Source organism: Azoarcus sp. L1K30 (assembly GCF_018122735.1).
In the GTDB taxonomy this organism is placed as follows: Bacteria; Pseudomonadota; Gammaproteobacteria; order Burkholderiales; family Rhodocyclaceae; genus Parazoarcus.
The window spans coordinates 3,858,337-3,884,368 of sequence record NZ_JAGRRD010000001.1 but is presented as its reverse complement, the minus strand read 5'-3'; the positions used below and the strand labels follow the sequence as shown (position 1 = coordinate 3,884,368).

The 26,032-nt window shown below is 62.3% G+C and carries 21 protein-coding genes; 6 read left to right on the top strand and 15 right to left on the bottom strand.

What is annotated here, in order from left to right; all coding sequences use genetic code 11:
• Window positions 1–5: 5 nt before the first annotated feature.
• Together J5J83_RS17755 and J5J83_RS17750 are read left to right on the top strand one after the other, a co-directional pair.
• A complete protein-coding gene (locus tag J5J83_RS17755) occupies window positions 6–1,415 on the top strand; it encodes a bifunctional enoyl-CoA hydratase/phosphate acetyltransferase (RefSeq protein WP_212351280.1) in 1,410 nt (469 codons plus the stop codon).
• Complete coding sequence (locus J5J83_RS17750; protein WP_212351279.1) at window positions 1,412–2,599, top strand: acetate/propionate family kinase; 1,188 nt, start codon at window positions 1,412–1,414, stop codon at window positions 2,597–2,599. The genes J5J83_RS17755 and J5J83_RS17750 overlap by 4 nt, the downstream gene beginning before the upstream one ends.
• Before the next feature lie 19 nt (window positions 2,600–2,618).
• Here the strand turns inward: J5J83_RS17750 and J5J83_RS17745 are convergent, their stop codons facing one another.
• The 11 genes from J5J83_RS17745 to J5J83_RS17695 form a co-directional block, all read right to left on the bottom strand.
• The gene (locus J5J83_RS17745; RefSeq protein ID WP_212351278.1) at window positions 2,619–3,374 is read right to left on the bottom strand and encodes a sulfite exporter TauE/SafE family protein; all 756 of its coding nucleotides are present in this window, start codon (window positions 3,372–3,374) and stop codon (window positions 2,619–2,621) included.
• Between the two features lie 128 nt (window positions 3,375–3,502).
• Complete coding sequence (locus J5J83_RS17740; RefSeq protein WP_212351277.1) at window positions 3,503–4,969, bottom strand: glutamate synthase subunit beta; 1,467 nt, start codon at window positions 4,967–4,969, stop codon at window positions 3,503–3,505.
• Window positions 4,970–9,643 carry a glutamate synthase large subunit gene (gene gltB, locus J5J83_RS17735; RefSeq protein WP_212351276.1) on the bottom strand — a complete coding sequence of 1,558 codons (4,674 nt, stop codon included), beginning with the start codon at window positions 9,641–9,643 and terminating at the stop codon, window positions 4,970–4,972.
• Between the two features lie 249 nt (window positions 9,644–9,892).
• On the bottom strand, window positions 9,893–11,023 hold the full coding sequence (locus J5J83_RS17730) for a deoxyguanosinetriphosphate triphosphohydrolase (protein ID WP_212351275.1): 1,131 nt from the start codon (window positions 11,021–11,023) through the stop codon (window positions 9,893–9,895).
• Window positions 11,020–12,102 (bottom strand): 3-dehydroquinate synthase, encoded by a 1,083-nt coding sequence (gene aroB, locus J5J83_RS17725; RefSeq protein ID WP_212351274.1) that lies wholly within the window; start codon window positions 12,100–12,102, stop codon window positions 11,020–11,022. Before aroB ends, J5J83_RS17730 begins: the two co-directional genes overlap by 4 nt.
• Complete coding sequence (locus J5J83_RS17720) at window positions 12,090–12,596, bottom strand: shikimate kinase (RefSeq protein ID WP_249116057.1); 507 nt, start codon at window positions 12,594–12,596, stop codon at window positions 12,090–12,092. Before J5J83_RS17720 ends, aroB begins: the two co-directional genes overlap by 13 nt.
• A 108-nt stretch (window positions 12,597–12,704) precedes the next feature.
• A complete protein-coding gene (locus J5J83_RS17715) occupies window positions 12,705–14,858 on the bottom strand; it encodes a type IV pilus secretin PilQ (RefSeq protein ID WP_212351272.1) in 2,154 nt (717 codons plus the stop codon).
• Window positions 14,855–15,373 (bottom strand): pilus assembly protein PilP, encoded by a 519-nt coding sequence (locus J5J83_RS17710; RefSeq protein ID WP_212353367.1) that lies wholly within the window; start codon window positions 15,371–15,373, stop codon window positions 14,855–14,857. Before J5J83_RS17710 ends, J5J83_RS17715 begins: the two co-directional genes overlap by 4 nt.
• The gene (locus tag J5J83_RS17705) at window positions 15,373–16,047 is read right to left on the bottom strand and encodes a type 4a pilus biogenesis protein PilO (protein ID WP_212351271.1); all 675 of its coding nucleotides are present in this window, start codon (window positions 16,045–16,047) and stop codon (window positions 15,373–15,375) included. Before J5J83_RS17705 ends, J5J83_RS17710 begins: the two co-directional genes overlap by 1 nt.
• Window positions 16,044–16,625: a PilN domain-containing protein gene (locus tag J5J83_RS17700; protein WP_212351270.1), complete on the bottom strand. Its 582-nt coding sequence runs from the start codon at window positions 16,623–16,625 to the stop codon at window positions 16,044–16,046. The genes J5J83_RS17705 and J5J83_RS17700 overlap by 4 nt, the downstream gene beginning before the upstream one ends.
• Window positions 16,622–17,698: a pilus assembly protein PilM gene (locus tag J5J83_RS17695; protein ID WP_212351269.1), complete on the bottom strand. Its 1,077-nt coding sequence runs from the start codon at window positions 17,696–17,698 to the stop codon at window positions 16,622–16,624. Before J5J83_RS17695 ends, J5J83_RS17700 begins: the two co-directional genes overlap by 4 nt.
• Before the next feature lie 182 nt (window positions 17,699–17,880).
• On the opposite strand from J5J83_RS17695, the gene J5J83_RS17690 reads away from it, so the two are divergent.
• A complete protein-coding gene (locus tag J5J83_RS17690; protein ID WP_212351268.1) occupies window positions 17,881–20,283 on the top strand; it encodes a penicillin-binding protein 1A in 2,403 nt (800 codons plus the stop codon).
• A gap of 11 nt (window positions 20,284–20,294) precedes the next feature.
• On the opposite strand, the gene cyaY is transcribed toward J5J83_RS17690, so the two are convergent.
• On the bottom strand, window positions 20,295–20,621 hold the full coding sequence (gene cyaY, locus J5J83_RS17685) for an iron donor protein CyaY (protein ID WP_212351267.1): 327 nt from the start codon (window positions 20,619–20,621) through the stop codon (window positions 20,295–20,297).
• 45 nt (window positions 20,622–20,666) lie between these two features.
• Between cyaY and J5J83_RS17680 the strand changes: the two genes are divergently transcribed.
• On the top strand, window positions 20,667–20,852 hold the full coding sequence (locus tag J5J83_RS17680; protein WP_212351266.1) for a lipoprotein: 186 nt from the start codon (window positions 20,667–20,669) through the stop codon (window positions 20,850–20,852).
• Window positions 20,849–22,111: a diaminopimelate decarboxylase gene (gene lysA, locus J5J83_RS17675; protein WP_212351265.1), complete on the top strand. Its 1,263-nt coding sequence runs from the start codon at window positions 20,849–20,851 to the stop codon at window positions 22,109–22,111. Before J5J83_RS17680 ends, lysA begins: the two co-directional genes overlap by 4 nt.
• Before the next feature lie 31 nt (window positions 22,112–22,142).
• Here lysA and J5J83_RS17670 read toward each other — a convergent pair whose 3' ends face one another.
• Entirely contained in the window at window positions 22,143–22,487 is a 345-nt protein-coding gene (locus J5J83_RS17670) for a hypothetical protein (protein WP_212351264.1), read from the bottom strand.
• Between the two features lie 175 nt (window positions 22,488–22,662).
• On the opposite strand from J5J83_RS17670, the gene dacB reads away from it, so the two are divergent.
• On the top strand, window positions 22,663–24,063 hold the full coding sequence (dacB, locus tag J5J83_RS17665; protein WP_212351263.1) for a D-alanyl-D-alanine carboxypeptidase/D-alanyl-D-alanine-endopeptidase: 1,401 nt from the start codon (window positions 22,663–22,665) through the stop codon (window positions 24,061–24,063).
• A gap of 17 nt (window positions 24,064–24,080) precedes the next feature.
• Here the strand turns inward: dacB and J5J83_RS17660 are convergent, their stop codons facing one another.
• Both J5J83_RS17660 and ubiD read right to left on the bottom strand, forming a co-directional pair.
• Window positions 24,081–24,500, bottom strand: coding sequence for a hypothetical protein (locus J5J83_RS17660; RefSeq protein ID WP_212351262.1), 420 nt, complete (start codon window positions 24,498–24,500; stop codon window positions 24,081–24,083).
• Between the two features lie 37 nt (window positions 24,501–24,537).
• Complete coding sequence (gene ubiD, locus J5J83_RS17655) at window positions 24,538–26,028, bottom strand: 4-hydroxy-3-polyprenylbenzoate decarboxylase (protein WP_212351261.1); 1,491 nt, start codon at window positions 26,026–26,028, stop codon at window positions 24,538–24,540.
• Window positions 26,029–26,032: the final 4 nt, after the last annotated feature.

The following is a 26,032-nucleotide window of genomic DNA, read 5'->3' as shown; positions in this document are numbered from 1 at the left end:
CAGCTATGGAACACGTCGCTCAATCGCTTATCCAGAACCGCGTTTTCGACGAGATACAGGTCGGAGACTTCGCGCAGCTGGTGCGCACGCTTCGCCCGGAAGACATCCACCTGTTTGCCGCCATGTCGGGTGACGTCAATCCAACCCACGTCGACCCCGAGTTTGCCCGCTCCAGCCAGTTCCGCGAGGTGGTCGGCCACAGCATGTGGGGCAGCACCCTGATCTCCACCGTGCTTGGCACCGAATTCCCCGGCCCCGGCACGGTATATGTCTCGCAAGGGCTCAACTTCTGGCGCCCGATCACGATCGGCGACACGCTCACGATCACGGTGACCTGTCGCGAGAAGTTCGAGCACAACCATCACATCATTCTCGATTGCCTGGCAGTCAATCAGGACGGGCTCAAGGTCATCGACGGCACCGCCGAAGTCGCGGCCCCCACCGAAAAGATCTCGCGTGCGCGTGTCGTATTGCCCGAAGTCACGATTTCGGATCGCGAACTACGCTATCGCCACCTGCTGTCGATTACATCAGGCCTGTCGCCGATTCCGATCGCAGTCGCCCACCCCTGCGATGCGGAATCGCTGCGCGGGCCGATCCAGGCGGCTCAGGCGGGTCTGGTCGACCCGATCCTCGTCGGCCCCGAAGCCAAGATCCGGGCGGTTGCCGAAGAACAGGGACTCGATCTCAAGGGCTTTCGCATCGTGGACGTCCCTCACAGTCATGCTTCGGCCGAAACGGCGGTGGCCCTGTGTCGCGACGGTGGCATCGAAGCCCTGATGAAAGGCTCCCTTCACACCGACGAACTGATGGCTGCAGTGGTATCGAAGACCACCGGCCTTCGCACCGCGCGTCGTATCAGCCATGTTTTCCTCGCCGACGTGCCAACCTATCCGCACCCGCTGATGATCACCGACGCGGCAATCAACATCGAGCCCACGCTCGAGGACAAGGTGCATATCATCCAGAACGCGATCGAGCTCGGCCACATGCTGGGCCTGCCTGAACCCAAGGTCGCGATTCTGGCGGCAGTGGAAACCGTCAATCCCAAGATGCGCTCCACCATCGACGCGGCTGCGCTGTGCAAGATGGCGGATCGGCGCCAGATTACCGGCGGCCTGCTCGATGGTCCGCTGGCCTTCGACAACGCGGTGTCGCTGGTCGCGGCCAAGACCAAGGGCATTCGTTCGGCAGTGGCCGGCAATGCCGACATCCTCGTCGTGCCCGACCTGGAATCGGGCAACATGGTTGCCAAGCAACTCGAGTACTTGGCCGATGCGCTGATGGCAGGCGTGGTGCTTGGCGCGCGCGTACCCATCGTGCTCACCAGCCGTGCCGATACGGCTGAAACCCGTGCTGCGTCGTGCGCGATTGCGCAACTGATGGCACACCGCAAGCGCGAGGCCCAGCTATGAAGGCCGTTCTTGTTCTCAACGCAGGCTCCAGCAGCCTCAAGTTCGCGCTGTTCGCGACCGAACCCGAACTCGCAACGCAGGCCGCCTTGTCCGGGCAGATCGACGGCATCGGCGCAACACCGCATTTCAGCGCCCGGACGGCGACTGGCGAGCATTTCGAGGAGACCGTGCCCACGAGCTCGTCGAGCCAGCGTGAGCAGCACCGCGATGCACTTACCTTCCTTCTGGGCTGGCTGGTCGCACACAATCCCGCGCTCGAAATCGCCGCAGCCGGCCATCGCATTGTCCACGGTGGTGATCGCTACAGCGAGCCGGTGTGCCTGAACGGGCACATCATGCTGCAGCTGCAGAAGTTCATACCGCTCGCCCCCCTGCATCAGCCGCACAATCTGAATGCGATCCAGGCCATTTCGGCCATGGCACCCGACATTCCCCAGGTGGGCTGTTTCGATACCGCGTTTCACCGTTCACAGCCGGCAGTTGCCCAGGCTTACGCGCTGCCGCGCAAGATCAGCGCCGAGGGCGTCAAGCGCTACGGCTTCCACGGTCTGTCGTACGACTACGTCGCGCGCCAGCTGCCCTCCATCATTGGCGAGCGAGCAGGCGGTGCCGTAGTGATCGCCCACCTCGGCAATGGTTCATCGATGTGCGCACTGCGCGACGGGCGCAGCGTCGCATCCACGATGGGCTTCACTGCCGTGGAGGGCCTGATGATGGGAACCCGCACTGGCAGCCTCGACCCCGGCGTGTTGCTCTACCTGATGGACCAGAAGGGCATGAGCTCGAAAGAGCTGACCAATCTGCTGTACAAGGAGTCCGGCCTACTCGGGGTCTCCGGCATCAGCCAGGACATGCGCACGTTGCTCGCCTCCGATGCTGCGGAAGCCAAGGAAGCGGTCGACCTGTATTGCTACCGCATTGCGCGCGAACTGGGCTCGCTCGCGGCGGCGGCGGGCGGGCTCGATGCGCTGGTCTTTACCGGCGGCATCGGCGAGCATGCTGCACAGGTGCGCGAAAAGGTCGCCAGCCTGTCGGGCTGGATCGGCGTGGCCATCGATCCTGAGGCAAATTCAGCGCATGCGCAGCGCATCGAGGCTGCGTCGAGTCGGGTCGCCGTCGCCGTCGTGCCGACGAACGAAGAAGGCATGATTGCCCGCTACACGGTTGACGTGCTCGGACTGTAAGCCCTCCGGGACGGGCAGCCTAAGCGAGCAGCCCGTCCCACAGCAACTTCACGCCAGACAGCCCCAGTGCCGTGACCGCGAAATAGTAAAAGGGGCGTTCGGGGATCCTTGCCAGCAGCCGCATGCCCAGCCACACCCCGATCGGCACCAGCGGCAACAAGGTGGCCGACATGATCAGCGTATCGCGTGAGAACAGATCCAGACCGATGTAGAAGGGCAGTTTGGCAAGGTTGATCACCGCGAAGAAAAACACCGAGGTCGCCACGTAGGTCTGCTTTGGCACACGGCGACTGAGCAGATAGGCCATCACCGGCGGCCCTCCTGCATGCGCGAGGGTACTGGTGAAGCCCGCGCCGGCCCCGCATGCCCAGGCGAACCACCGCCCATGTGGTGCGGCGGCCGTCACCCCGCCGCCGGGGCGATGCAGCAGGCGGTGCAGGGCAAAGGCAATCGATATCAGGCCCAGCGCGCCTTTCACCACCCTGTCCGACATCACCCCGAAAGCCAGTGTTCCCAGTGCAATGCCGACCAGCGCGGCGGGGATCAACAGGCGTAGATCGCCCCAGTCGGCCTTGCCCCGCCAGGCGCGAATGCCGGCAAAATCCATCGCGATCAGGATGGGCAGAACCACCGCGACCGCATCGCGGGGCGAAATCCACATCGACATGAACGGCACCGCCAACCCACCCAATGCGCCGCCAAGACCGGATTTCGAGATACCGGTGAGGAGAATTGCGATGGCGGTAACGATCCAGCCCACTGCATCCATTTCCATGACAGTCCCATCCTCGGTCAATACGGGCGTCGCACAAAAACAAGGGCGACCCATGTTCATGGGTCGCCCTTTGAACTCCTCCGTACCTCAGACCGTGCGCGGCCCGAGGTCGGGGGCAAGTGTCGCGCTCAGCGCGGCAGGACGCTCGCGCCCATCAGGAAGGCGTCCACCTCGCGGGCACATTGACGCCCTTCCCGAATGGCCCACACCACCAGCGACTGGCCACGCCGTACGTCACCCGCGGCGAACACCTTGCTGACGTTGGTGGCATAGCAGCCCTCGCCGTCGGTCGTCGCCTTGGCGTTGCCGCGCGCATCCTTCTCGACGCCGAAGGCTTCAAGCACTCCGCCGACCGGGTTGGTAAAGCCCATTGCCAGAAAGACGCGCTCTGCCGGATACACCTTCTCGGTGCCGGCCACTTCGCTCATGCGTCCGTCCTTCCATTCGAGGTGCACCGTACGCACGCCGGTCAGCTTCCCGTTCTCGCCGACGAACTCCTTGGTACCGATGGCGTATTCGCGACGGGTATCTCCTTCGACGTGGGACGACGACGTGCGCAGCTTGATCGGCCAGTACGGCCAGGTCAGCGCCTTGTTTTCCTGCTCGGGCGGCTGCGGCATCACTTCGAACTGGGTGACCGACTTCGCGCCATGACGGTAGCTGGTACCCACGCAGTCGGAGCCGGTGTCGCCACCACCGATCACGATGACATTGCAGCCTTCGGCCGAAATCGGATTCGGCCGATCACCCGCAACCGCCTTGTTCTGCGGAATCAGGAACTCGAGGGCGAAATGCACGCCGTCGAGGTCCCGACCGGGCACGGGAAGATCGCGCGGAACCTCGGAGCCACCGGCGAGCACCACGGCATCGAAGGTCTTCATCAACTCTTCGGCGGTCACCATCTCCTTGGCGTCGCAGATGATGCGCGACGGCATGTCCTTGGTGCCGACCACCACGCTCGTGCGGAAAGTCACGCCTTCGGCTTCCATCTGGGCGATACGGCGATCGATCAGCCCCTTCTCCATCTTGAAGTCGGGAATGCCGTAGCGCAACAAGCCGCCGACGCGATCGTTCTTCTCGAATACGGTCACGTCATGCCCGGCGCGGGCAAGCTGCTGCGCATTGGCCAGACCTGCCGGGCCGGAGCCGACCACGGCGACCTTCTTGCCGGTCTTTACCGCGGCGGGCTGGGGCACCACCCATCCCTCTTCCCAAGCCTTGTCGATGATCGCATGCTCGATCGACTTGATGCCGACCGCATCGGCATTGATGTTCAGCGTACAGGCCGCTTCACACGGCGCCGGGCAGATGCGGCCGGTGAACTCGGGAAAGTTGTTGGTCGAGTGCAGGACCTCGATCGCCTGCTTCCATTGCCCGCGATAGACCAGATCGTTCCAGTCCGGAATGATGTTGTTTACCGGGCAACCGTTATTGCAGAACGGGATGCCGCAATCCATGCAGCGTGCGCCTTGCACTGCCGCCTCATCGTCATTGAGGCGGAGCACGAACTCCTTGTAGCTTTTCAGCCGCTGCGGGACGGGCTCGTAGCCCTCCGACAGGCGCTGATATTCCAGAAATCCGGTGGGTTTGCCCATTTATGCGGCCTCCAGTTGCTGCTGACGCTGCGCGGCCATTTCGGCAAGCGCGCGACGATATTCGTTAGGCATCACTTTGACGAACTTGCTCCGCCAGATCGGCCAGCTGTCGAGAATCTCACGTGCCCTCGGGCTGGCGGTGAAACGCGCGTGACGCTCGATCAGACCCTTGAGGATCAGCTCGTCGCCCATGCTGAGGTGATCGATCGCCACCCGGCCATGCGACTCGAGATCGTCGCCCGACTCCGAACCCTTGCGCGCCTCGTACTCTTCCGGCAACGGCTCGAGTGCGACCTGGGCCATGTTGCAGCGCTGCTCGAAAGTGCCATCCTCGTCGAGCACGTAAGCCACGCCGCCCGACATGCCGGCAGCGAAGTTGCGCCCGGTCTGGCCGAGCACCACGACCGTCCCGCCCGTCATGTACTCGCAGCCGTGGTCGCCCACGCCCTCGACCACCGCCGTGGCCCCGGAGTTGCGCACCGCGAAGCGCTCACCACCGACACCGGCGAAATAGACCTCGCCCTCGGTCGCACCATAGAGCACGGTGTTGCCGATGATGATGTTGTCCGCCGTTGCACCACGGAACTCAGCCTGCGGCCGGACGATGATGCGTCCACCCGACAACCCCTTGCCGACGTAGTCGTTGCCCTCGCCCACCAGCTCCAGCGTGACGCCGCGCGCCAGGAAGGCACCGAAGGCCTGGCCGGCGGTGCCGGTCAGCTTGACGTGAATGGTGTCGTCGGGCAGGCCCGCATGGCCGTACTTGCTGGCCACCGCACCGGACAGCATGGTGCCGACCGTGCGATTGACGTTGCGCACGGGCAGATCGATCGAGACCTTTTCGGCCTTCTCAAGCGCCGGTTTGGCAAGCGCGATCAGCTTGTTGTCGAGCGCCTTCTCGAGGCCGTGATCCTGGGTCTCGGTATGCAGACGCGGCACGCTGGCGGGCACATTGGGGCGATAGAAGATGCGCGAGTAATCCAGTCCGCGTGCCTTCCAGTGCTGGATGCCCTTCTTCATGTCGAGCAGATCGGCGCGGCCGATGAGATCGTCGAACTTGCGGATGCCGAGCTGGGCCATGAGTTCGCGCACTTCTTCGGCGATGAAGAAGAAGAAGTTCACCACATGCTCAGGCTGGCCGGTAAAGCGCTTGCGCAGCTCCGGATCCTGCGTGGCAACGCCCACCGGGCAGGTGTTGAGGTGGCACTTGCGCATCATGATGCAGCCTTCGACGACCAGCGGCGCGGTCGCGAAGCCGAACTCGTCGGCGCCGAGCAGCGCACCGACAACGACGTCGCGCCCGGTCTTGATCTGTCCGTCGACCTGCAGGCGGATACGGCTGCGCAGCCGGTTCAGCACCAGCGTCTGCTGGGTCTCGGCGAGGCCGAGTTCCCACGGCGAGCCCGCATACTTGATCGACGACCACGGCGACGCGCCGGTACCGCCGTCATGGCCGGCGATGACGATGTGGTCGGCCTTGGCCTTGGCCACCCCGGCGGCAACCGTACCCACGCCGATCTCGGACACCAGCTTCACCGAGATGTCGGCACGCGAATTGGCGTTCTTGAGGTCATGAATCAGCTGCGCCAGATCTTCGATCGAGTAGATGTCGTGGTGCGGCGGGGGCGAAATCAGACCTACGCCCGGCACCGAGTGGCGCAGGAAGCCGATGTATTCGGACACCTTGTGGCCGGGCAGCTGACCGCCCTCGCCCGGCTTGGCGCCCTGCGCCATCTTGATCTGGATCTGGTCGGAGTTGACCAGATACTCGGTGGTCACGCCAAAGCGGCCCGAAGCGACCTGCTTGATCGACGAACGCAGCGAGTCGCCCGCGCTCAGGTCGAGATCGCGCTCGATACGGCCCTCACCGATGATCTGCGACAGCTTGATGGCCTGGGTGATGGGCTTGAAGCGCATCGGATCCTCGCCACCCTCGCCGGTATTCGACTTACCGCCGATGCGGTTCATCGCCACGGCCAGCGTCGTGTGCGCCTCGGTCGAGATCGAACCGAGCGACATGGCGCCGGTAGCGAAGCGCTTGACGATCTCCTTGGCCGACTCGACCTCGTCCAGCGGGACCGGAGCCCCGGCAGGCTTGATCTCGAACAGGCCGCGCAGGGTCATGTGACGACGGCTCTGGTCGTTGATGATGCGCGCGTACTCCTTGTACGTATCGTACTTGTTCGAACGCGTGGAGTGCTGCAGCTTGGCGATCGCGTCGGGCGTCCACATGTGCTCTTCGCCGCGAATACGGTAGGCGTACTCGCCGCCGGCATCGAGCATGGTCGCCAGCACCGGGTCAGGACTGAAGGCCTTCTGGTGCAGGCGGATGGCCTCTTCCATGACCTCGAACACGCTGATGCCCTCGATCTGCGTTGTGGTGCCAGTGAAGTACTTGTCCACCATCGCCGTCTGCAGGCCGACCGCCTCGAAGATCTGCGCGCCGGTGTAGGACATGTAGGTGGAGATACCCATCTTGGACATCACCTTCATCAGGCCCTTGCCCACGCCCTTGACGAAGTGCTTGATGTACTTGGCGCCGGTTTCCTCGTCACCTGCGAGTTGCTGCAGGGTTTCGAGGGCGATGTAGGGATGGACCGCCTCGGCGCCATAGCCCGCCAGCACGGCGAAGTGGTGCGTCTCGCGCGCAGAGCCGGTCTCGACCACCAGGCCGGCACGGGTGCGCAGCCCCTTGGTGACCAGGTGCTGGTGGATGCCGGACAGCGCGAGCAGTGCCGGGATGGCGACCTGCTCGGGGGAGACCTTGCGGTCGGATACGATTAGGATATTGCTGCCCTGGAGGACCGCATTCTCGGCCTCGGCACACAGGGAGGCCAGCCGCGCCTCGACGCCCTCCTTGCCCCAGCTCACCGGATAGCAGATATCGAGTTCGGCCGAACGGAACTTGTTCTTGGTGAACTGCGCGATGTTGCGGATCTTGGCCATGTCGCCAAAGTCCAGTACCGGCTGGGTCACTTCGAGACGGAATGGCGGGTTGATCTCGTTGATTTCGAGCAGGTTGGGCTTGGGCCCGATGAAGGACACGAGCGACATCACCAGCTGCTCGCGGATCGGGTCGATCGGCGGGTTGGTCACCTGCGCAAAGAGCTGGCGGAAGTAGTTATAGAGCGGCTTCTCGCGTCCCGACAACACGGCCAGGGGCGAATCGTTGCCCATCGAGCCGGTGCTCTCCTCGCCGGTCTTGCCCATCGGCTCGAGGATGAACTTGATGTCTTCCTGGGTATAGCCGAAGGCCTGCTGGCGATCGAGCAGCTCGGCCGAACACTCGGGCGCAGCGGCATCCGCCGGGACGGCGAGACCATCGAGCTTGATGTTGATGCGCGACAGCCAGTCGGTGTAGGGGCGAACCGAGGCCAGGCTGTCCTTGAGCTCCTTGTCGTCGATGATCCGGCCTTGCTCCATGTCGATCAGGAACATCTTGCCGGGCTGCAGTCGCCACTTCTTGACGATCTTGCTGTCGGGAATGGGCAGCACACCCGACTCCGACGCCATCACCACGAGGTCGTCGTCGGTCACGAGATAGCGTGCCGGGCGCAGGCCATTGCGATCGAGGGTTGCACCGATCTGGCGGCCATCGGTAAAGGCAACCGCAGCCGGGCCGTCCCAGGGTTCCATCATCGCCGCATGATATTCGTAGAAGGCGCGGCGCTTCTCGTCCATCTGAGTGTGCGATTCCCACGCCTCCGGGATCATCATCATCACCGCGTGCGCCATCGAGTAGCCGCTCATGACCAGCAGTTCGAGGGCGTTGTCGAAGGCGGCCGAGTCCGACTGGCCAGGGTAGATCAGCGGCCAGATCTTTTCGAGGTCCGCACCCAGCAGCGGCGAAGACACGCCCTTCTCGCGGGCACGCATCCAGTTGTAGTTGCCGCGAACGGTGTTGATCTCGCCGTTGTGGGCGATATAGCGGAACGGGTGAGCCAGGTTCCACTTGGGGAAGGTATTGGTCGAGAAGCGCTGGTGCACCAGCGCCAGTGCGGACGATGCGCGCGGGTCGACCAGATCGAGAAAGTATTCACCGACCTGGGTGGCGAGCAGCAAGCCCTTGTAGTTCACGGTGCGCGCCGACATGGAGACCATGTAGAACTCCTGACCGTGCTTGAGGTTCAGGGCGTTGATGGCGTTCGCTGCACGACGACGGGTGACGTAGAGCTTGCGCTCGAGCGCCTCGGTTACCATGACATCGGGACCGCGGCCGACGAAAACCTGGCGGATGACCGGCTCCTTGGCTTTCACCGTCGGCGACATCGGCATGTCGGCGTTGACCGGCACATCGCGCCAGCCCAGCAGGACCTGCCCTTCCGCGCGCACCGCACGCTCGATCTCTTCTTCACAGGCGAGACGCGATGCGGCTTCCTTGGGCATGAACACCATGGCAACGCCATACTCGCCCGGCGCGGGCAAGGTGATGCCTCTTGAAGCCATGTCTTCGCGATAGAGCCGGTCCGGAATCTGGATCAGGATGCCGGCACCGTCGCCCTGCAGCGGGTCGGCACCGACTGCACCCCGGTGATCCAGATTTTTCAGGATCTCGAGGCCCTGCAGAATGATGTCGTGCGACTTCTTGCCCTTGATGTGGGCAATGAAACCCACGCCACAGGCATCATGTTCGTTTGCGGGATCGTAAAGACCCTGCTTCTGGGGGAGATCCATCTCGTCTGTCCTCGAAACAACACGCTCACCGGGTACTCGCCGGCGAAGTTCGGGCGGCTCTCGCCGCTGCTCAAACCCGCACACGTAAACCATGCGGACACAAAAAAGCCGGGCGCGCGGGCACCCCGGCTTGCACGATCAGCAGAATCAACAACCGACCGCTACGAACACATTAAACGGATGTCTGAATATACCCGTGCAAAACGCTTGACTCAAGCCTTTTTTGCAGTGCAGTAACACTATGACAAATCAGTGTATTTCACCGACCGCAAAGAGACGCCGATGCTCTTTCATGGCGTAACGGTCCGTCATTCCCGCGATGTAGTCGGCAATCGCGCGCGGCTTGTCGATGCGTGCCTTCGCTTGGTATTGGGGCGGGAGAAGCCGGGGATCGGACATGAAGGCAGAAAACAGGTCTTCGATGATCCGGCGCGCCTTGTCGGTCATGCGCAGCACCTGATAGTGCCAGTAGAGATTCTCGCGCAGGAACACCTTGAGCGCCTGCAGTCGAGGCCACAACGCGTCTGAATAGGACACCAGGCGCGGCGCCCGGCGCACATCTTCCAGTGTCACTACGCCGACCCGGGCGATATTGATCCGGGTCTGGGCAATCAGGTCGAGCGCCATCCCGTCCACCATGCGCCGGATCGTTTCGTGGATGAGCTTACGGCCGCGCAACCCCGGCCACTGCGCCTCGGCCTCGCGACGACAGTCGGCAAACAAGTCGACGGCGTCCAGTTGCTCGAGGGAAATCAGGCCCGAGCGCAGCCCATCGTCGAGATCATGATTGTTGTAGGCAATCTCGTCCGCAAGATTGGCGAGCTGAGCCTCGAGAGAAGGCTGCGTTCCTTCGATAAAGCGTCGCCCGAGCTCGCCAAGCTGCTCGGCATTGACCCTGGAGCAATGCTTGAGCACGCCCTCCCGCGTCTCGTACAGCAGATTCAGACCATCGAATGCGGCATAGTGCTCTTCGAGCAGGTCCACGGTGCGCAAGGACTGCAGGTTGTGCTCGAAGCCGCCATGGGACTTCATGCACGCGTTCAATGCGTCCTGTCCGGCGTGACCGAAGGGCGTATGGCCGAGATCGTGCGCGAGAGCGATCGCCTCTGCGAGATCCTCGTTGAGCGCGAGCGCACGCGAGATGCTGCGCGTGAGTTGCGCCACCTCGATACTGTGGGTCAAACGCGTGCGAAACAGATCGCCCTCGTGATTGACGAATACCTGGGTCTTGTACTCGAGGCGACGAAATGCCGTTGAATGGATGACTCGGTCGCGGTCGCGCTGAAAATCGTCCCGACCGCTTGGCGGCGGCTCGTCATGCTGACGCCCGCGCGTATTGCCCGCGCAGACCGCGTAGCTGGCCAGGCCGCGCGCCGTCACGTACTGCGCGCCTCGATGGCCGCCGCCAGGTCAGAAGCGGGCGCATCGCCCCACATGACGGCCTGACCGAGTTGCCGCAACAGCACAAGCCTCAGGCGGCCATCCTCGACCTTCTTGTCATGGGACATGAGCTCGAGATAACGCTCCACACCCAGCGCCGGTCCATGAACCGGGAGCGAAGCGCGGCGGAACAGCGATTCGACGCGCTCGACATCGGCCGGCGACAGCCACCCGAGACGGCGCGACAGCTCGGCGGCCATCATCGTGCCGGCCGCCACCGCCTCGCCGTGCAACCACTGCCCGTATCCCATGCCGGTCTCGATGGCGTGCCCGAAGGTATGCCCGAGATTGAGCAAAGCGCGCTCGCCGCGTTCGGTTTCGTCTGCTGCCACGACCTCGGCCTTGTTGCTGCACGAACGTTCGATCGCATAGGCCAGCGCTTCCGGGTCGCGCGCGAGGAGCCGGTCGAGATTGATTTCAAGCCACTGCAGGAATGCAGGATCCCGGATCAAACCGTACTTGATGACCTCGGCCAGTCCGGCCGACAGTTCGCGCAAGGGCAAGGTGTCGAGAACGGAGGTGTCTGCAAGCACAAGCCGGGGCTGGTAGAACGCCCCGATCATGTTCTTGCCCAGCGGATGGTTGATCGCGGTCTTGCCCCCGACCGATGAATCCACCTGCGCAAGCAGGGTGGTCGGGACCTGGACAAAGGGCATGCCGCGCTGATAGCACGAGGCGGCAAAGCCCCCCATGTCGCCAACGACCCCGCCGCCAAGTGCAATCAGCGTGGTGGAGCGCTCACAGCGACTGCCGAGCAGGGCATCGAAGACCAGATTGAGCGTCTGCCAGTCTTTGTGGCGCTCACCGTCAGGCAGCACCACCGAACTGACAGCAACACCCGCAGCCTCCAAGCCATGCTGCAGACGCGCCAGATAGAGCGGCCCGACAATCTCATTGGTTACGATCACCACGCGGGGTACCCGCAGGTGGGACGCTATCAGTTCAGGCCGATCGAGGAGACTGGCACCGATATGGATGGGGTAGGCGCGCTCACCGAGCGCTACGTTCAATGTTCGCATGAAGTCCTGTCCAGGGAGGTCAGCGCCTTTTCGATCTGTCGAACCATCGCGCCCGGATTGCCTCGACCGCCGTCGACCACGAGATCTGCCACCTCCCGATAAAGCGGATCGCGCACGCGGTGCAACTCCTCAATCCGCTGGCGCGGGTTCTCGACACGAAGCAGAGGCCGATTGCGGTCATGACGGGTACGCTCCCACAAAATCTGGGGAGGCACATTGAGATAGATGACGATACCGCGCTGACTCAGGAGGGCACGATTGCCGGAGTCAAGCACGACGCCACCGCCAGTCGCCAGCACGAGGTTGGGTTCGTGCGTCAGCTCCTCGAGTGTTTGGGACTCCCGACGACGGAAGCCCTCCTCACCTTCGATCTCGAATATCGTTGGAATCGTGACCCCGGTGCGCGCGACGATCTCATGGTCGCAATCCGCAAAGCGCATTCGTCTGCGCTTCGCAAGCTCACGCCCCACAGTCGTCTTTCCGGCCCCCATCATCCCGATCAGTATCAGACAAGTCACACGTATATCGCCGGCTTCAAGAATACGAAAGGGCGGCAACCCCTACTGGAGTCACCGCCCCCGGATTGTAGCAGCAGGATCGACCTATCTGAGGGTCAGCGCGTCTGAGACGATGCGAGGCGTGATGAAGACAAGCAGCTCCTTCCGGTTCGCGACCTTGCTCGTGGTTCTGAACAGCGCGCCAACGACGGGCAGCTCGCCGAGCACCGGCACCCGGTCGATATTGGTCGTATCTTCCTCTTCGTAGATGCCGCCAATCACCACGGTACCGCCATTCTCGATCAGCACCTCGCTCTTCACGTTCTTGGTTTCGATGGGCGGGATATTGGCCAGGGCATTCTCATACAGCGGGCGATCCTTATTGACCTCGATCGACAGCTGCAGCCTTCCGTCAGGGGTAATCTGCGGCTTGACCTTGAGGGACAGCACCGCCTTCTTGAATGAAACGCTGGTCGCTCCGGAACTCGATGCCTCGAGATAAGGGATCTCCGTACCCTGCTCGATCCTCGCTTCAACCTGATTGGCGGTCAGCACGCGCGGACTCGAAACCACGCGGCCACGACCGTCAGATTCGAGGGCCTGCAATTCGAGATTGAGGAAGCGCGTCAGGCTGCTATTGAACAGGGTGAGATTCATGACACCAAAACCGGTCTTACCGAAGCCTTCTCCTGACGTCGCGGATTCACCAATGCGCCTCAGCACCCCGTTGAGCGGCGCGGTTTCGCTGGTATTGATCGTTCCGTCCGCGTTGTAGCTCGCAAATTCGGAACTACCGAAGCCGAGCTTCGCTCCGCCACCCAGACTTCTGTTCTTGGCGTCGCCGTACCCGAGCCGGACGCCGAGATCACGAGCAAACGTCTTGTTCGCTTCAACAATCCTGGCCTCGATGAGAACCTGCCGGGGCGCGACGTCGATCTCGGTCACGAGCCTCCGCAGCGAGGTGAGCCGCGCCGCGACGTCGGTCACAAAGAGCTTGTTGCTGCGATCGTCCACAACCACACTTCCCCGCTTGGAAAGCATGGTTTGATCCTTGCTCTTGAGGAAATCAAAGATCTCCTTGGCCTTGTGGTAATTGATCTGGAAACTCTCTGTCACCAGTGGCTCCAGATCATTGATCTGAGCCTTGGCCTCGAGTTGAAGCTTTTCACGCGCCGCGAGTTCATCGCCCGGTGCAATCCAGATCACGTTGCCGTTCTTGCGCATGTCCAGACCCTTGGCCTGGAGGATGATATCCAGCGCCTGATCCCAGGGAACGTCCTTGAGCCGCAGGGTCAGGCTACCCTGAACCGAATCGGAGGTGATGATGTTGAAATTGGTGAAGTCGGCGATGACCTGAAGCACCGAACGCACATCGATGTTCTGGAAGTTGAGCGAAAGCTTCTCACCCTCATATCGCCCACGCGAGCCTTGAACCAGCTTGTTGGGATCCTCGATCACGCGCTTGACCTCGAGCACGAACTGATCGTCGCTCTGGTAGGCGTTGTGCTCCCACAGGCCGTTGGGCGTAACGACCAGTCGAACATTGTCACCCTGCTGCTGGGCCACCATGCCAGTAATCGGCGTCGCAAAGTCGGTAACGTCCGACTTGCGCCGCAAGTGCTCCGGGAGGGCCGTCTTGAGAAACTCGACAACCAGATTTCCACCCTGTTGACGAATATCGATTCCGGTTTCCGGGCTCGACAACTGCACAAGCACGCGCCCTTCGCCGTCCTTGCCGCGACGGAAATTGATATCGCGAATACTTGTTCCGCCTGCGACGACCGGTTTGGCCTCGGCAAAATTCGCATAGGCTTGAGACACGGATGTCGATACCGCGTTCGTACTGACCGGCGTCAGCGCAATGACGACGCTGCGGCCATCAACGCGGGTTTCGTAAGGCGTCATTTTGACGAGGTTCAGTACCACCCGCGTGCGGTCTCCAGCCTGCACGATGTTCGCACTGCGCAGATCACCCTGCTCAATGACCTGAACACTTCGCCCAAGGGCATTGCCCGTCGACGGAAAATCAAACGCGATTCGAGCAGGATTCGCAACACTGAAGCTGGCCGGAGGAGCAGCAAGCGGATCCTTGAGCGTCAGCCTGACAAATATCGACCCGCCCTGCTCCGCCACCTCCATCGCCTCGATGCGGTTGCCGGCCGATTGCGCCTGCTCCGTGCTCTGAGCCAATGCCGATGCACCGGGCGTCAATACTGCCGTAAGCGCTGCTAGCAGCAATGTTCCGATTCTGTTTCTCATTTTCCGGCCTCCTGCCGCTCCTGCAACCGCAGCGAACTGGTGCGCTCGACCCAGTCACCGTTCAGATCCTCAACCAATTCGCGCAATTCGACAGACGTATCCGTAACTGCAGTAATCACGCCGTAATCCTGCCCGAGATAGTTGCCCACCTTGACTCGATACAAGGACTTGTCCGCCTGTATCAGGGCCTGTGTGACCTTATCCTTGCTCAACACCCCGACCATGCGCAGGGACTCGAGCGGGTAGGCCTCAAGTGGCTCGCGCCGACGATCGGGATCCGGACGCAATCCACCGCCGCCAGTCTTGCGCTCGGGTTCGATCCGGGTCGGCTTGAAGGGCTCCACAACCAGCGATGCCTCGTAATCGACCACCGGAAACGGCTTGATCTCCGGCAGCGGCTTGACCGTGCCGCGCATTCCTGCAGCCTGCTCGTTCATCCAGGCCTGAATATTTTCCTGATCGTCGGCACAACCGCCTATGAGCAAGCAACTGACGAGAAGCAGACATTTTCTCATCATCTTTTCCCCTGGGCTGCCTTCGCCGCCTGACGTTGCTGCGCCAACTCTTCCTCGTCGAGATAGCGATAGGTTGTCGCTTTTGCCTCAAGTGTCAGCCGGCCGTCCTTCGCCGCATCGAGCGATATGTTGTTCAGCGTCACGATCCGCGGCATGCGGGCAACGTCGCTGGCAAACTCACCCAGATCGTGATAACCGCCATTCACCTTGATATCGATGGGCATCTCGGCATAGAAGTCCTTCACCTGATCACTACCGGGCTTGAACAACTCGAACTGCAGGCCGCGGCCGAGCCCCGCCTGGTTGATATCGGAGAGCAGTGAGTCCATCTCGGCCCGATTGGGCAGTTGCTTCAACAGCGCACCGAACTGCCGATCGATTTCGGCGAGCTGACGCTTGTGTTCGTCCAGGTTCACCGCGAGCCGCTTCTTCGCCAGCCAATCCTGGCGCAACTGAAGCTCCTCGGCCTCGCGCTGCTCCAGGACCACGGCCTGCTCGCTCCAGTCGAACCACCACGCCGCTGCAATTGTCGCCACAAACAGCATCACGAAGACGGCAACCCGGGGCGCAAGCGGCCACACCCCAGGATCGTTGGGATCGAGATTCTGGAAATCCTGCTGAAGGCGATTGAGATCGAAAGAACGAATACTGGAGAGCACCTCACCGGACTTCATCGCCCACCCTCCTTGCCGGTCTGCGCATTCTCGACCGCCGGCTTCTCGATGCTGATATTCAGCGTGAATTCACTCACCCTGCGCGCATTAACCGTGGCAGCCTTGACCTCGACCAGCCCCGGATCCTGCAGGAAGGGCGATTCGTCGAGGGCGCGCATCAGACTGGAAACACGTGCATTGGACTGGGCATATCCCACCAGCGTCACCTTCTGCGCCGCCTGCCTGACCGATTTCAGGTAAACACCATCGGGCATCCGTTCTGCCAGTTCATTGAACAGGTGAACCGTTTCGGCACGGCTACCCTGCAGCGATTCGATGACCTGTTTGCGCGCCAGCAAGGCATCGATCTGTTCGCGCAGTCGCTTGATCTCGGCGATGTCCTTGTCGAGCCTGGCGATCTCCGCCTTAAAGAACGCATTCTTGCTTTCCTGGCGCTCTATATAGCCTGCATAAATCGTATGGACAAGCAGGGCGATCGCCGCACCGAGCAGGACCATCCCGCCGGCGATGGTGTAGAACTGCTGACGCCGCTCCTTGCGCTTTTCCTCGCGATGGGGCAGCAGGTTGATCCGGATCATGCGTCGAATCTCCGCAATGCCAGACCACACGCCACCATCAATGACGGCGCATCAGCCAGCAGATTTTTGGGGCGAACCTTCGAGGAGAGCGCCATTCCAGCGAACGGATTGGCTACGATGGTCTCGACCTGCGTACGCCCGCCGACGACCTCCGCAAGGCCCTGCATGGCAGCACAACCACCTGCGAGTACGAGGTAATCGACCTGGTTGTACTGCGTCGATGTGAAGAAAAACTGCAATGCACGCGACACTTCAAGCGCAAGACTGTCCATGAACGGTCGCAGCAGATCGCGGGCGTAGTCCTCGGGCAGACTGCCCGAACGCTTGGCCGCTTCGGCCTCTTCCACACTCATGCCGTACTGCCGCGCGATATCCTGAGTCAGTTGATAGCCGCCGAAGGCCTGCTCTCTGGAATACACCTGCTGGCCGTCGCGCAACACCGACACGTTCATCGCGGATGCCCCGATATCGATCAGCGCCACGACCTTACCGGCACCACCACCGGGCAACTGCTTGCTGACCAGGCCGAAGGACGACTCGATCGCGAGTGACTCGACATCGAGCACCACGGCCTTCAGGCCACATGACTGCGCAACAGCCACGCGATCTTCGACCTTCTCCTTGCGCGACGCGGCAATCAGCACCTCCACCTCACCCGGATTACCTGGAGCCGGACCGATGACTTGGAAATCGAGATTGACCTCATCCAGCGCAAAGGGGATGTATTGATTGGCTTCGGACTCGACCTGAAGCTCCATCTCCTGTTCGCGCAGACCTTCGGGAAGGATGATCTTCTTGGTGATGACCGATGCCGCCGGCAATGCCATTGCCACGTTCTTGACGCCGGTGCCGAAGCGTCTGCCAAGGCGTTTGACGCCTTCGGTGACCGCGTCGAGATTGGCGATATTGCCATCCACCACCGCATCACGCGGCAGGGGCTCGATCGCATATCGCTCCAGGCGATAGCCGCCTTTCTCACTCTCCACGAGCTCTACCATCTTCACCGATGATGAAGAGATATCCAGCCCTGCGAGCTGTCGCGCCTTCGAACCGAATATTGAGAAGTCAATCACAAAGAAAACCCTTAAATTTCTTTATGTTAGGCGCCAATGCTGAATAAGGCTCTCAAATCCTAGCAACAAGCGCACGTGGTGTAAAGCAATTTGCATCAATTTGCATCAATCCGTAGCCAACACAGTCACCGCAGATTTCGCCTTATATAATGCGCGACTATTCCACTTCCCCGGACAAATAAATGCGCTGGGTCCTTTATCCCGTCGCCGCGCTCACCGCGCTGGCGACGCTCGGGCTGGCCACGCTGGCAGCTGTCTCCATTCTGGCCTGGCCCAATCTGCCGTCGCTCGAGGCTTTGACCGACTACCACCCCCGCATTCCGCTTCGCATCTATACCGCCGATGGCCATCTGATCAGCGAGTTCGGCGAGGAGCGCCGCTCGGTGGTCAAGATCGAGGATGTGCCAGCCGTCCTCAAGCACGCCATTCTTGCCGCCGAAGACGAGCGCTTCTATGAACATCCGGGCATCGATCCGATCGGAATTGCCCGCGCCGCGCTCGCCAACCTTACCTCCGGTGGTCGCGGGCAAGGCGCGTCAACCATCACCATGCAGGTTGCACGCAACTTTTTCCTGTCCCGCGAAAAAACGTACAACCGCAAGCTTTACGAAATATTGCTTGCGCTCAAGATCGAGCGCAACCTCAGCAAGGATCAGATCCTTGAGCTCTACATCAACCAGATCTATCTGGGGCAGCGCGCATACGGCTTCTCTGCAGCCGCCCGCGCCTACTTCGGCAAGCCGCTCGCCGAAATCACCACGGCGGAAGCTGCAATGCTTGCGGGCCTTCCAAAGGCGCCTTCCGCATACAACCCGATCGTAAACCCCAAGCGCGCCACGCTCAGGCAACAGTACGTATTACGCCGGATGGTGGAGGCCGGTTTCACCGATCAGGCCACTTACGACAAGGCCATCAAGGAACCACTGCGTACCCAGTCCGGGAGTGTCGCACGCAGTGGGGGAAATGGCACCCCCATGCACGGCGACTACGTCGCCGAGATGGCCCGGCAAATCGCGGTCGAGCAGTTTGGCGAAGAGGCTTACCAGCTCGGCATCAAGATCATCACCACCATCACCAGAGCGGATCAGGAGGCGGCCTATACCGCGTTGCGCAAAGGGGTGATGGACTACGACCGGCGCCATGGCTATCGTGGCCCCGAGCGCTTCATCGAACTGCCGGCCGGTGCACTCGACACCGAGACGCTGGAAGAGGCATTGGCCGACACACCCGATTACGATGACCTGGTCGGTGCAATCGTCGTCGATGCATCGCCAACGACGGTGAAGGTTTTTCGTGATGCCGGCATCATCACCATTGCCGGCGACGGGTTGCGCTTTGCCGCGCCGATGTTGAGCGACAAGGCCCCGCAAACGCGCCGGATCAGGCGCGGCGCGGTGGTTCGGGTGCGAGACAATGGCGACAAGGGCTGGGAGATCGTGCAAGTACCGGACGTGCAGGCGGCACTGGTGTCAGTCGACCCGCATACCGGCGCCGTGCGCGCACTCGTTGGCGGGTTCGACTTCGACCGCAACAAGTTCAACCATGCCACCCAGGCACAGCGCCAGCCCGGCTCAAGCTTCAAGCCCTTCATTTACTCGGCGGGCTTCGAACGCGGCTTTTCGCCAGGCTCCCTGATCGAAGATGCGCCGCTGTACTTTCCGGCCGGAGAGACAGGCTCCCAGGCATGGGAGCCACAGAACTACGACGGCAAGTTCGACGGACTGATGACCCTGCGCGACGCGTTGGCACGTTCCAAGAACATGGCTTCGATTCGCCTGCTGCAGAACATCACCCCGACCTATGCACAGGATTACGTCAGTCGTTTCGGCTTCGATCCCGCTCGCACACCGCCCTATCTGACCATGGCCCTCGGCGCCGGGTCGGCCACGCCCTGGGAGATGGCGACCGGCTATTCGGTCTTTGCCAACGGCGGCTACCGGATCGACCCCTATATCATCAAGGAGATCCAGGACGGCAGCGGCAAGCTGATCGCGAGGACTGATCCGCCCGTCGCCGGCGAAAGCGCACCTCGCGTCATTGATCCGCGTAATGCTTGGCTGATGGATTCGATGCTTCAGGATGTCGTGCGCCGGGGCACCGGGGCGCGCGCGCGCAGCCTCAATCGCAACGACATTGCGGGCAAGACCGGCACCACCAACGATTACCTCGACGCCTGGTTCTGCGGCTACAACCCGGATCTGGTCGCCGTTGCATGGATGGGCTTCTCCCAGCCCAAGAACATGGGCCGCGGCGAAACGGGGGGCGCGGCAGCGCTGCCGATCTGGATCAATTACATGCGTTCGGCGCTCAAGGATGTCCCGGAAAAGGCGCTTGCCCGGCCAGCCGGTCTTGAGAGCGCCCCCGTCGGGGACGGCAGCCGGGTGGACTATTACTATGCCGAGAATGCACCGCCGGCGCTCATTCCCGAGCCGAACTGGCTCGAGCGTCTGTTCTCCAGCAATGCTGCACCGGCCGAAGCACCCGAAGAGGCCATCCCGGCCGCAGCGCCCGTGCCGCGACCGGTTCCGCAGATGCAAACCCCGGCACCCGTCGTCGACCGCATGCCGACACCGATCAGGCGCTGATGCGCACCCGATCAGGCGGCGGGACTCAGGATCACCTTCTCGCCCGCCTGCTCGCCGACGACGCGAGAAATCACGGCGTAGAGCTCGGCGCCATCGCGGCCTGCAATCCACTGGCCCCCTTCGGGACGAAAGTGAAAACCGCCTGACTTGGCCGCCACCCAGATTTCACGCGCAGCGGTATGGCGATTGATGATGACCTTGCTGCCATTGTCGAATTCGATCTCGAGAATGCCGCCCGGCTTGAGTTCGATGTCGATGTCCACCCCGCAGCTTTCAAGGGCCGACTCGATTCTTGACAATTCGGCCTCTGCCAGCGCATTGAACGCGGATTCTTCCATATCGACTCCTTCTGTTAGCATTCCGTCTTTTCCCCAAAAACGGCCATGCGAGCGATGATTCCCGCAGTGACGCTGACCAGCGCACTGCTCCTGACTGCCTGCGGCATCAAGGCGCCGCTGTACATGCCCAAACCGCCCCAGGCGCCACAACCCGCCGAGAACCAGAATGCGGGCGGCAATAATAGCAAACCCGACTTCAACCCCGCTTCGATTCCGACCCCGAGCAGATGAACAACGCTTTCCCGACCCCCACGCTTACCCGCCCTCATGACGAACTCCTGCTGGAAGGGGTCGCCTTGTCGAGCATCGCGGATCGCTTCGGCACGCCAACCTACGTGTACTCCCGTGCTGCACTGACCAGTGCTTTCGACGCCTATCGCAAGGCGCTCGATGGCCGCCCGGCACTGGTATGTTACGCGGTAAAAGCGAACTCCAACTTGGGCATCCTGTCGGTTTTTGCCGCTCTCGGCGCCGGTTTCGACATCGTTTCCGGTGGTGAACTGGCGCGCGTCATCGCGGCAGGCGGTGCCCCGGGCAAGGTGGTGTTCTCCGGTGTGGGCAAGACCCGTGAAGAGATGCGCCAGGCGCTCGAAGCAGGCATCCGCTGTTTCAACGTCGAATCCGCCGCCGAGATCGAACGTCTGAACGATGTCGCCGGCAAGCTCGGCAAGCAGGCCCCCATCGCACTGCGGGTCAATCCGGACGTCGATCCGAAGACGCATCCATACATCTCCACCGGACTGAAGAGCAACAAATTCGGCGTCGCCTTCGACCAGGCACTCGATCTCTATCGGCGCGCGGCGGCCCTGCCCCACCTCCGGATCAGCGGCATTGCCTGCCACATCGGCTCACAATTGCTCGACCCTGCGCCGATGGCCGAGGCGGCTTCCAAGGTACTGGGCCTGGTGGATCGGCTCGCCGCAGAGGGCATCCGCCTCGACCATATCGATCTTGGCGGCGGCCTTGGCATTCGTTACCGGGACGAGACCCCGCCTGCAGTCGAAGACTACCTCGGCCCGTTGCTGAAGGTGTTCGAGGGCCGCAGCGAAGAATTGTGCTTCGAACCGGGACGCTCGCTGGTAGGCAATGCCGGGCTGCTGCTGACGCGGGTCGAATACCTGAAGCCGGGTGAAGAGAAGAACTTCGCCATCGTCGATGCGGCAATGAACGACCTCGCCCGTCCCGCGCTCTACGATGCCTATCATGACGTGGTCGCAGTCAGTGCACGCGACATTCCGCCGCAGGACTACGACATCGTCGGCCCGATCTGCGAAAGCGGCGACTTCCTCGCCCGCCAGCGCAGTCTGGCTCTTGCCGAAGGCGATCTGATCGCGCTGCTTTCGGCCGGCGCCTACGGCATGACCATGAGCTCGAACTACAACACGCGTGCGCGTGCAGCCGAAGTCATTGTGGACGGCGACACGGCGCATCTGGTTCGGCAGCGTGAAACCGTCGAATCACTGTACGCGCTTGAACGCACCCTGGACTGAACTGCCGAGTGGCCGTCTGCCTCGCAGACGGTCATTTCGCCGCTCCCTTGCCCAGGCGCTCCGATTCTTCGTACAGCGCCCGGCCCAACGCTTTCCACACGTCCCCGCCCTGCGTGTGCACACCGATCTGCGCGCTTTGACGCATGGTGTCGAACATCATCTCCGCGAGCGCAAAAAGCTCCCCCCGGCCACGCGTCTTCATGTCGGCATTGCGCAACAGATCCATTCGGCACGCTGACGAGCAGGTCAAAGCCTCATGGGCGAGGGCCCGCAGCTGGGCAGGATCGTCCCAGTTGACACCGATCAACAGTCCGCGCTTGAAGATCTCCCGCTCCAGTTCCCTGGCCGTCTGGGCGTAGTGCCCAAATCCACTCATCGATTGACACCCTTTCCGGCCCTGACCATTAGAATGTCATTCAATGGCCGTGCACATTGCTAGAGCAGTCATTCTAACCGCAGGCAGATGCCCTGCCTCACCTTAATCGACCATGTCCAGACATTCCGCACTCATTGTCCGTCGCGCATACATCTTCGCACGCCTGAGCGCCGCAATGATTATCCTCGGCACGACCGGAAGTGCCTTGGCCGACGTACTGTCCACCGCCCCCTTCAGCGTCCGCCAGGCCCTCGATCAGGCGCATGTCCCGCTCGAAGCGGTGGCCATCTGGGTACAACCGGTCGATGCGCCGGGCCCCACGCTGGCGATCAATGCCGATGTTCCGATGAATCCAGCATCGGTGATGAAGCTGGTCACGGCCTTCGCAGGGTTTGAACGGCTTGGCCCGACCTACACCTGGCAAACCCGCATCAGCACCAGCGGCACCATCCGACACGGCGTCCTTCAGGGCGACCTGAACATCGTCGGAGGCGGTGATCCAGTGCTCTCATACGAACGGATATGGAAACTCCTGCGCCGACTTCGGGCGCTGGGCATCGACACCATTGGCGGTGACATCGTGCTCGACGCCTCGGTACTCAAACTTCCCCATCACGACCCCGACGCCTTCGACGGACGCGGACTGCGTCCCTATAACAGCGGCCCCTACGGACTCCTGCTGCATTACAACACCCTGCAGCTGGCGCTCTTCCCGGGCGTCGACAAGAGTGCCAGCGTCACCGTGGCCAGTGAGCCACCCCTTGCCGGCATCACGATCGACAACCGTCTGGTGACGTCGGAGGCGACCTGCGATGTCTGGTACCGGGATCTCGAGGCCCGCCTCGAGCCGGGCCCGCGCCTGGTGCTGAGCGGCAGCCTGCCGGCCAGCTGCGGACCTCGCAACTGGAGCGCAGCGCCCCTTCCCCCCGAGGATTTCGGCAAAGCCATGATCTCCGGACTGTGGCGCGAAATCGGCGGAAAACTGCAAGGCCAGGTACGCACCGGCACCACCACGGGCATCGCGCGCACGCTGCTGACCGACGACTCGCCCCCCCTGGCGGAAGTCGTGCATGACATGAACAAATGGTCGAGCAACATCATCGCCCGCCAGTTGCTGGCCGACCTCGGCAGCACCGACGCCGACCGTGCGCAGGACATGGTCGCCGCGGGTGCGGTAGTGGCACAGGCACAACTCGCGGCGGCTGGCATACAGACGGTGGGACTGGTCATCGAGAACGGCGCAGGCCTGTCACGCAGCGAACGCGTTCGTGCCGACGCCCTGGGACAGCTGCTGATGGCGGCATGGCAGCGGCCGTGGATGGCGGAATTCATTGCGGCACTGCCGATCGCGGGCGAAGACGGCACCGCCCGCAAGCGCCTGACCGACAGCCCCGCGCGCGGCCGCGCTCATATCAAGACCGGCACCATCAACGGCGTGCGCGCCATTGCCGGTTACGTGCTCGACCATCAAGGCAGGCGTCATGTCGTGGTGATGCTGGTCAATCATGCAGAGGCTGCGAGCTCCCGCGCCGCCCAGGACGCATTGCTCGAATGGGTGTGGGCCGGCAGCAACTGACCCCTGCTGCGGAGCAATCAGTCCATCGGCAGCGCTTCGCGTTGTGTCAGGGCCCACCACCCACGCACGATCCGATACAACACCCACAGGCTGGTCACCGCCAGCACCACGAGGGCAACCGGAAAGCCGACGATGCTGACGATCAGCGCAATCGCGATCAGCACCCACAGCACCGCGAACCAGAACGTCCGGATCTGCCAGCGAAAATGGCTCTCGAGCCAGGTGTCTCGCACCGCACCCTGCTTGATGTAGTTGATCGCCACCGCCGCAATCGACGGCAGGCTGGCGATGAAGCTGCCAAGGATGGTGGCGGACGTGGCCACACCGGTAAACAGGGCAAACGCATGCAGCGCATAGATCAGATGGGTCAGCGTCACCAGGTTTTCGCTCGGTTGCCCGTACTGCAGGGGTGCGGCGGTGTAGTCGGGTCGTGCCATCAGATCATCCTCCGGTTGGCCATATGGGTCTGCGGTCTTACAGGCCGAGATCGGCCCACATCGCATCGACGCGCTGCTTGACGGCGTCATCCATGACAATCGGACGGCCCCATTCACGATTGGTTTCACCCGCCCACTTGTTCGTCGCATCGAGCCCCATCTTGCTGCCCAGCCCCGCGACCGGCGAAGCGAAATCCAGGTAGTCGATCGGGGTGTTATCCACCAGCGTAGTGTCGCGGGTCGCATCCATGCGGGTGGTGAGCGCCCAGATCACTTCTTTCCAGTCGCGCACATTGACGTCATCATCGACTACGATGATGAACTTCGTGTACATGAACTGGCGCAGGAAGCTCCAGATACCGAACATCACCCGCTTGGCGTGCCCTGGATACTGCTTGCGGATCGACACCACCGCGAGGCGGTAGGAACACCCCTCGGGCGGCAGGTAGAAATCGGCGATTTCCGGATACTGCTTCTGCAGCAGCGGCACGAAAACCTCGTTGAGCGCGAGCCCGAGCATCGCCGGCTCGTCGGGCGGCTTGCCGGTATAGGTCGAGTGATAGATCGGCTGGCGCCGCATGGTGATGCGCTCGACGGTAAACACCGGAAACTCGGAGACCTCGTTGTAATAGCCGGTATGGTCGCCATACGGCCCCTCGGGCGCCGTGTCGTCAGGATGAATCACGCCTTCGAGCACGATCTCGGCCGAGGCCGGCACTTGCAGATCCGAGCCGACACAGCGGACCAGTTCCGTTTTCGATCCACGCAACAGACCGGCAAACTGGTACTCGGAAATCGCGTCCGGCACCGGCGTCACCGCGCCGAGGATGGTCGCGGGGTCGCAGCCCAGCACCACCGCAACCGGGAACGGCTCACCCGGATGCGCCAGCTGATGGTCGCGAAAATCCAGCGCGCCACCGCGATGCGCCAGCCAGCGCATGATGACGCGATTCGGCCCCAGCACCTGCTGGCGATAGATCCCCAGGTTCTGCCGCTTCTTGTTCGGCCCGCGCGTCACCACCAGCCCCCAGGTGATCAGTGGCGCAGCATCGCCAGGCCAGCAGTGCTGGATCGGCAAGCGGCCGAGGTCGACGTCCTGGCCCTCCCGCACCACCTCCTGACAGGGCGCGGAGCGCACTTCCTTCGGCGACATGTTCATGACCTGCTTGAGTACCGGCCACTTCTCCCACGCGTCCTTCAGACCTTTGGGTGGCTCGGGCTCCTTGAGGAAGGCCAGCAGCTTGCCGACTTCGCGCAAAGGCGCTTGCCAGCCACCTTCCTTGAGGTCTTCCCCCATGCCATAGGCCACCCGTTCGGGCGTGCCGAACAGGTTGGCGAGCACTGGAATGTCCTGCGGCACACCACGGGTCATCGGCTTCTCGAAAAGCAGCGCCGGCCCGCCAGCACGCAGTACGCGGTCGGCGATCTCGGTCATTTCGAGATGGGTGTCGACCGGAATGCAGATGCGCTTGAGCTCGCCGCGCACTTCGAGTTGGGCAATGAAGTCACGCAGGTCGTGGTATTTCATGCCA